This window comes from Crocosphaera sp. Alani8 (genome assembly GCF_038442745.1).
GTDB lineage: Bacteria > Cyanobacteriota > Cyanobacteriia > Cyanobacteriales > Microcystaceae > Crocosphaera.
The window spans coordinates 1-7,863 of record NZ_JARVCN010000159.1 but is presented as its reverse complement, the minus strand read 5'-3'; the positions used below and the strand labels follow the sequence as shown (position 1 = coordinate 7,863).

The window sequence follows — 7,863 nt, the reverse complement described above, 5'->3', positions numbered from 1 at the left end:
TCCTTGCTTAAGTTAAGACTTGTTTGCAGTAGGGATTTGATCTATATTTAAGTTACTCGTGAAAATAGGATCGTTAATGTATAGCAGATATTGTTCACGTAAAGGATCTTCTAAAAACCCCGAAACGCCGATGTTATCATTGGGGAATGCTACTCGGCGTTTCTCTTAGAGGTTCTTTCTGTGAAATCTCTGCACTAACCCAAAGGAGAAGGTTATGAGATAAGAAAGAGATTGAATTTTTAGCCACGGTGATAATTAACCGCAATAACCTCATCATATAGGAAATTTGCGGTACAGGCAAGTTGTGTCAAAAACAATCATCGTGACTAAGAGACAGAGAACTAGGTCATAAATCTTAACTCTGGTTAAATTAACTTTTTTGTCTTGTATAACCTCATCCTTTTGGGTCCGTGAAACCAAGTTAAGGAGTAGAAACATGCACCTAAATTTAGACCGTCTTAACCAGCAAGGGGACAAAGTAACTAATAGGCATTCAAGAATAACTATGCTTATGAGTCAAAGCATAGACTGGTTTGGTTATTCAATTCAGTCTTATTAGAAAAGACTGGGGATGCTCTGTCCATGATGACTGCCACTGAATAAGCGGACAGCACAACAACTGGTGAGTGAACATCCACCAGATCCATATCAAACGTATTCTTATATTAGTTGTCCGAACTTAGTTTTACCAAGTAAGCAATCATAACAGTGCATCTCCAGTCGGACAAAAATGACTTTTGGAGATATTTATGAAAGCTATACATAGTCTGCTATTAAGCGGATTTAAAATTGATGGAAAAAATTTCCTAAAATCCATCATTAACTTCCCTATATCACAGTTAGGGAGTACCTATGACCTGGATTAGATATAATCGCCACACTCCCTGTCCAGTATGTAACGGCGATCGCCCTGACTGTCGCCAAAACACAACAACCGGCCTCATTCACTGTCGCAGCAACGAAGCCAACCCCAAAGACTACGTTTATCGTGGTCAAGACACCTGGGGATTTAATTTATGGGCATATAAACCAGATGCAGATGCTTGGACTAAAACAGTCACCAGTCGCCAGTCGTCAGTCACCAGTGACTCTTGGACAACCCCTAACAGTCAAACAAAGGTAAATCCTCGGTATCTAGTGGCAAAAACAGTCACCAGTCGCCAGTCACCAGTGACCAGTGACACTTGGACAAACCCTAACAGTCAAACAGAGGTAAATCCAAAGAAGCTTCTGCCTATCCCAGAAAGAGATAAGGTAATCAGGGAAATCTTGTCCCAACTAACCCTATCAGATGACCACAGGGAGGTTCTAAGAAATCGTGGAATAAGCGATCGCAAAATAGAAGAATCAAACTACCGCAGTGTCAAACAATGGCAAAAACTAACCTCACCTGTCACTAATAAACTCTCAGGGGTGAAATATGATGGATTAAGCTTAATTAACCACACTGATGGGATACTAATCCCAATTCCTAACGAAGATGGATTATACACCCATCTTAGGGTGAATGATCTGACCCCAGGAACCGAAAACAAGTATTACCCTCTGAGTAGTTCCAAGCGTGGGGTGAAGTACCACTTACCATCAGGGGAGCAACCCATCGGGGTGTATATGCCCCAGGAAGCACCTGAAAAACCAATAATAGGGCTTACTGAAGGTTTAGAATATAAACCCCTTCTAGCCTCATCTAACCTGGGGATTCCGATTATCGGAGCAAGTGGGGGGAACTTTGGCAGTAGCAGTGAGGCAATAGAGGATGCGATCGCATCAATCAAACAACGGTATGGATGGGAAAAACCCAAGTTCATCCTCTACGCCGACGCTGGTAGTGTCACCAATCCCAACGTAGTCATCCAATACGAAAAGTTAGGAAAAATTGTCCCTAATTTAAAAGTAGTTGATTGGGGACAATTAGCTGACAAAGAAAATGGATTAGATATTGATGAACTAGACGCTCAAACAATTGAGAAAGTTAAACTAGCTAGATCCTTTAGATTTAACCTTCAAGGAGAAGGAAATGTTAAACTAATTACCATCAAGCAGTTTATAAAAAGGGCTAAACTCCATCAGAAGAAAAGGTTAGACCCTCGCATTAAGAGAATCCAAGAGGACTTAAGAAGATTAACCTATAAACCTGACATAGAACTCACCGAAGATGATCTAGTTGATGGAAAATATTTACCCAGTGAGTTAATCATAGAACTCATGCCCAAACAGGGAATAATTAATCTAAAGAGTGCAAAAGGAAGTGGAAAAAGTCACCTGAACGAACAACTGATAAAAGAACTCAGAACAGAAGGATACAAAATCATATCTATCGTTGCTAGAATCGTTTTAGGAAGGGGACAGGCACAAGCCTGGGGGATAGAATGGCAGATAGATACTGATGACCCATTATGTAGACAAGTCAACCGATTAACCATCTATGAAAACCAAGCCACATTAGGATTATGCTTTGATTCTATTTGGAAATTATACCAGAGAAACTTAGAGAAAACAGCAATTTTCTTAGATGAATCTGAATTAGGATTAACTCACTTACTAGCATCATCAACTTGTAAAGAAAAACGTCCCTTGCTACTAAAATCATTTCAAAAGATTATCCATGAAGTGTTAGCCCTTAAAGGATTAGTGTTATTATCGGATGCTGACTTGACCGATGTAAGTGTAGATTATATTAGATCATTAGCTCCACCAACCACTCCTACATTTACCATAGTTAATCCTGAGAAGACTATAAGCTACAAAGCTTATATAATAAGTGAAAAGAAATGGGTTAAACAAGAAATACTTAATGCCATTGAAGCAGGAGAAAAAATCATTATAGCTACTGATTCCCAAGCAGAAGCAGAGAAAATGGAAAGGGAATTGAATAAACAATTCCCTGACAAAATAATCAATAGGATAGACAGTAAGACGGTAGAAGACCAATGGGGGAAAGATTATGTTGAAAGGGTAAATGAATCTATTAAAAAAGAAAGACCAGATATCCTAATTCATACCCCATCAATGAGTACAGGAACAAGCATTGATGGGAAAATAAATGGTACAATAGATGAAGAAGTAAAAAACTGGTTTGATAAAGTATTTGGGATATTTGTCGGGGTGCTAAACCCATCTCAATGCCGTCAATCATTGATGAGATACAGAGAAAACGTACCCAGATATATTTATATTAGAACCGTAGGAATGATAAGAGGAAATAGAAGTTTTGACCCAGTTGAAATTAATAAATCCCTGTTTGAGTACCATAAACAAGGGTTGGATATTTTCGACATTATTAAGACAATAGAAGTGTCAGATAATCGAGAATTACTGGAAAAATTAGCATTAATTCTAGACCCAGAAACAGGGCAATGGAATAACCCTCATTTACATACTTATTCCCAATTCAAAGCCCGTGATAATTTTGGATTAGCTAACCTCAGAGAAATATTCACCCAGGAATTGATGGATGAGGGGCATGAAGTAATAAAAATTAACACAAAAGGATGTGAAGTTTTATTAACAACCCAGGAATTTATAGATGGGGAAAAAGAGCAGGGTGAGGCCATTTATAGGGAAACATCGAGTGCGATCTCCACATCGAATAACATCTCTTTAGAACAAGCACAAGCCATAATGAGAAAAGCAACGGCTACGGTAGCAGAAAGGTATGAGGCAACCAAAGCCTTTATCAGTGAAGAAATATCAGGGGTTGAGTTAACCACTGAGTTTATCAATGAGTATATTGTCAAAGACAGACGGCGATCGCTAAATGCCATTAAACTATGCTGGAAACTCTTAAATCCCGAAGCTGCCTTATATTATGACGAGAAGGAGTACCGCCACCAATTTAGGCAATTTGCCATTCATGAGATAGTGTACCTCCCTGATATTAGGGCTTATTACCCCCTAGTAAAAGAATTAACAGATCTGGGGATACTTGAAGTGATAGCCAACCCAGATAAAGAATATACTCAAGGTGATTCCTGGTTAGAAGAGTTGAAGCAAAAATGCTTATGGAGACGACATCGGTTGCATAGGTTGTTCAATATCATTGTCACCAAAAACACTCAGGCAGTTCACTTACTAAGTCGGTTCCTAGAAAAAATTGGGTTAGGGTTAACCTGTGACCAAAAACGAGTAGAGGGGGAACGGGTAAGAACCTATAAACTCAACCCTAAAAAACTGAATAATCCTGACCGAAAAGCCATCTTAAACGCCTTCGATCTTAAATGGAGTCAAACCAAGACTAGCTATGGTTTAGAGGGTGTCACAGAACTTCCCCGAAATCGCAAGTCAGATAACCAACAGGAAGCTTCTGTGACAGTAGCCAATAATGAGGTAACTTACAATGACTATCCAACAGGTGAATGTCCCTCTTCGATAGATATGGACCGGGGAGAAACCCCTCAAAACGAAGGGTCAAACGAGAAGGGTCAAACCGAGACTGGGCATGGTCTAGAAGGTGTCACAGAACTTGCCCGAACATCGTATACAGATAACCAACAGGAGACTTCTGTGACAGAAGCATTAAAACTAGAAAACGATAAACCATTTTGGTGGGCTAAAGATAGCGATCGCTATTCACCAGAATTTGAGGTAAAAGTTCATACAGCGTATTGGTGGTTATTAGCGGCCTCGACTTTTGAGGAGCTAGAACAAGCTAAGGTGAGAATAACCCAGTTAAGTCAAAACTTAGGTTGGGGAAGCCATCAACTTCTGAACTGGTTGTTTGAGAGGATGTCAGATGAAGCGATCGATTATGTTGAATCATTAATGGCAATTTAGGGAAAAACTAAGGATCGTTAAACAAGGAGTGTACACTCGTTTTCAGAGGATTTCCGAGTGAGGGGTTCGGAGTTGAATAACGACTCAAAAGTAGTATCCTTGTGACTCGCTGTTTGTAGTATGAAGAGTTAAGGTTTTTGCCAGATTAAGGAATATCTCCAGAATGGATGTCTTGGAAGGCTAAAGTAAGGCAGAAATGACCTTACGTTTTGGAAAGACGAATATCTGATTATTGGCTTTATGCTCGTTTATTTGGCAATTATGTGTGGTGTGTGAGTTGGTAGAGAAGCATTGGGAGTCGAAACACGGCAAGACTCCCAGATGCCTTTCTTCATTAGAAGACCTTTCTACTTATAGTACGATTGCCTTCTCCCCCTATTTATATTGTATTAATTACCAACAAATAAGACAATAAGAGTGATCGCTCTAAAAACAACTAGGAGAAGACCATCCTAATACAAGGACTGTGAAGGAAAACTATGAATTAATGAAAGAGGAAATGAAATAAATGCTCAATCTTTATTTCTCACGTTTTATTGTTTCATTAATCTCTCAGTGGGGGAAAAAGCCAGGCAAATAGTTAGACTCACCCAAACGGCGATCATCGAAAACCCTCATCAGGAATACGTCTTAACTATTCACCTTTGGCTTTTTTTATAGGTTATGACTGGCTTTTTGTAGCATGAAGAGTTAAGCTTTCCATTAAGACATTAAAGACTAATTATCCTGATCTTTTTGAGAAAATAAGATGGAATCGAGTTCAGTCCAAAGAAATGAGGTGTATTCAGGGGGATGGATCATGTAATTTTTGAAGATTTGGTAATGAACCCAGTAAACGACACAGTGTTCAATCCGAGAAGGGGTAAGTATAATGGCTTCTTCAGAACGATAAGATTCTCGAAATAAATCAACAATTTCTGACATTTCAGGAACCATAAAAGCCTCAACTAAAGCTGTCTGTTCGGGGGAAGTATAGTCAGCTAAAAAAGTATCGAAGTTAGTTTTAAATTGAGAAATTAAAGGATAATAATCTTCTCTTTTACGTTGTAGTAGCTGCGCTGATAAGCTATGAGGACGCAAAGCCTCACACATAATATAGGATTCTTTATAAACATTTCTAAATTTATAGAGAGCTACTGAAAAAGATTTTTTACCACCTCGAAACTGAGAAATTAACTTGTCTAAAAAAGTGGGCTTTTCTTCTTCTTTAACTAAGGGATGGAGGGAACGAGGGGCAGGAGTTGGCTTTTTGATTTTAGTGAGAGAACCAAAACCTTTTTTCTTCTTTCTTTTGGCCATAAGATAGTAATTAATCCTCTAGAAAAGTCTCAACAAAAGCTTTAATTTTTTCGGAATCTTTACCTCGATTATGAGTACGAGTATTAGAAACATTACAATTAGAATGAAGTTGTTCTATTGGTGATTTATATTCCTCTTGAAACTCAAGTGCTACTTTACGGTGAATACCAAAATAAGTCTCTAAAAAACAAGTATTAATGGCCCAAGTTTGGTCAGGATTATCTTTATTCCATTGAGTAACAGCATCAAGAACTTTTTTGGCTTTATTTTTAGCAGCCCCCTTGAGTCCACGAGTTTTACGAGTTGTTTGACTGGTTTTTTGTTGAGTCTTCTTTTGAGAGATAGAACTGGGAGTATTAGTATCAATAGGTAAGGATAGTTGTTCGCCTAAAATCACTTGCCTGACAGTTTCAAATCGTTTAACCGTTTCTTTAAGGTGCTGATTCTCTTGTTGTTGATTATTAATTTGGTTGTTTAACTGAGTTATTTGTTGAGACAGAAAATCATTCTCCTTTTGAAGTTTATTAATACTTTCTTGTAATTGTTGGATTTGTATTTCATCATCCCTATTCTCAGCTTGAGGGGGCGTTTGTGTGGGGTCGGCATCTGGTTTAGCCAACTGTTGAGTTAATAAAGCGATGGTTTGTGCCTGATGATGTATAGTTTCATAAATCATCTCCTGGGAGCCAAAGATAACTTTTTGTGGAGATTTGATGGAATCAACATGATCATTATTTTGTTGAGTAGATGGTGTTGAAGGAAGAGAACGTAATTGTTTACCTGCCCATTGAAGAAGGCCATGAAGTATTTTGGAGGGTTCTCCATCAAGATTAAGCTGTTTACCAATTTCTGTTAACCGCTTTCGGTCATCATCAAAAACTAAAGAAGGTTCCGATTCTTTTGTAATTGTATAATCACCAGTAGTTTGTCGATAAAAATCCATTAGTGCATCAAGATCATCAAAGGGGAGATGAGCGTGAATGGCTTGAGTAATGTAAGGTTGGCAATGATTATCAATGTAACTAGGGGTCTGGTACAGTAACTCTTGTACGTCAGGATGCTGTCTAAGTTTTTGCACAGACTCAACCACAACAGAAGTATCAATCAACGTTTTGAGGGTTGATTTAGCACCTAAACCCGTCGGGGAAAAAGTAACAGTAAAGGGATCATCAGAAGCTTTGAAGGTTCCCGACTTAATCAACTCAGCAGGAGAACGACCTGTAACCGCCATTAAAGCAGCAACTAAAACTGTATAACCATCACTAGTGAACATTTCGGATAAGCTTGTCTTTAAGGATTCTTGTAACTGATGATCAATAAAATCAAATAATGGTGATTCTTTCGTCTCTGTTTCAGGTTGAGGGTTTTGAGGTTGATTCCATTCGTCTGGTTCAGTTATTACTACTTTACCTGTATAATATTGTTCATCGGAAAAAGGAAATTCAGTCAATTTAACCCCTTTATCTCCCAATCGGTTGCCTTCTTCATCTACTAAATAATAATGAAAGTAATGGGGAGTAGCAGGGCTGTTAGGAGCTACCTGTTCATGGAGGACGTGACCTAAATAGTTTTGTAAGAAACGGTGTTCATGACGGAATTCAGGACAGAAAAAGTGGACAGCAATCGCCCCATAAACACCCCTTAAGCGATGAACAGAAACATAATTCTTACCAGGAATGACAGGAACTATATCTGTCTCCTGAAATAGTTTTTGAACCACTCGGTTAACCTGTACATTAAACCCCTTAACCTGATTACTTTGGCTACTAAAGTTTTGAAGCTTAGCCACAG

3 protein-coding genes are annotated in these 7,863 nt (G+C 38.5%); 1 reads left to right on the top strand and 2 read right to left on the bottom strand.

What is annotated here, in order from left to right; all coding sequences use genetic code 11:
* Positions 1-852: 852 nt before the first annotated feature.
* Positions 853-4,773, top strand: a complete 3,921-nt coding sequence (locus tag P9B04_RS10815) for a plasmid replication protein, CyRepA1 family (protein WP_342055000.1) — start codon at positions 853-855, stop codon at positions 4,771-4,773.
* Positions 4,774-5,490: 717 nt separating this feature from the next.
* Here the strand turns inward: P9B04_RS10815 and P9B04_RS10810 are convergent.
* Entirely contained in the window at positions 5,491-6,072 is a 582-nt protein-coding gene (locus P9B04_RS10810) for a hypothetical protein (RefSeq protein WP_342054999.1), read from the bottom strand.
* Between the two features lie 10 nt (positions 6,073-6,082).
* Positions 6,083-7,863: protelomerase family protein (locus tag P9B04_RS10805; protein ID WP_342054998.1), on the bottom strand; the 1,781-nt coding region annotated here is incomplete at its 5' end.

What these genes read in the sequence shown, in the direction of transcription:
- P9B04_RS10815 (WP_342055000.1), top strand. Translation starts at nt 853, where the DNA reads ATGACCTGGATTAGATATAATCGCCACACTCCCTGTCCAGTATGTAAC.
- P9B04_RS10810 (WP_342054999.1), bottom strand. Translation starts at nt 6,072, where the DNA reads ATGGCCAAAAGAAAGAAGAAAAAAGGTTTTGGTTCTCTCACTAAAATC.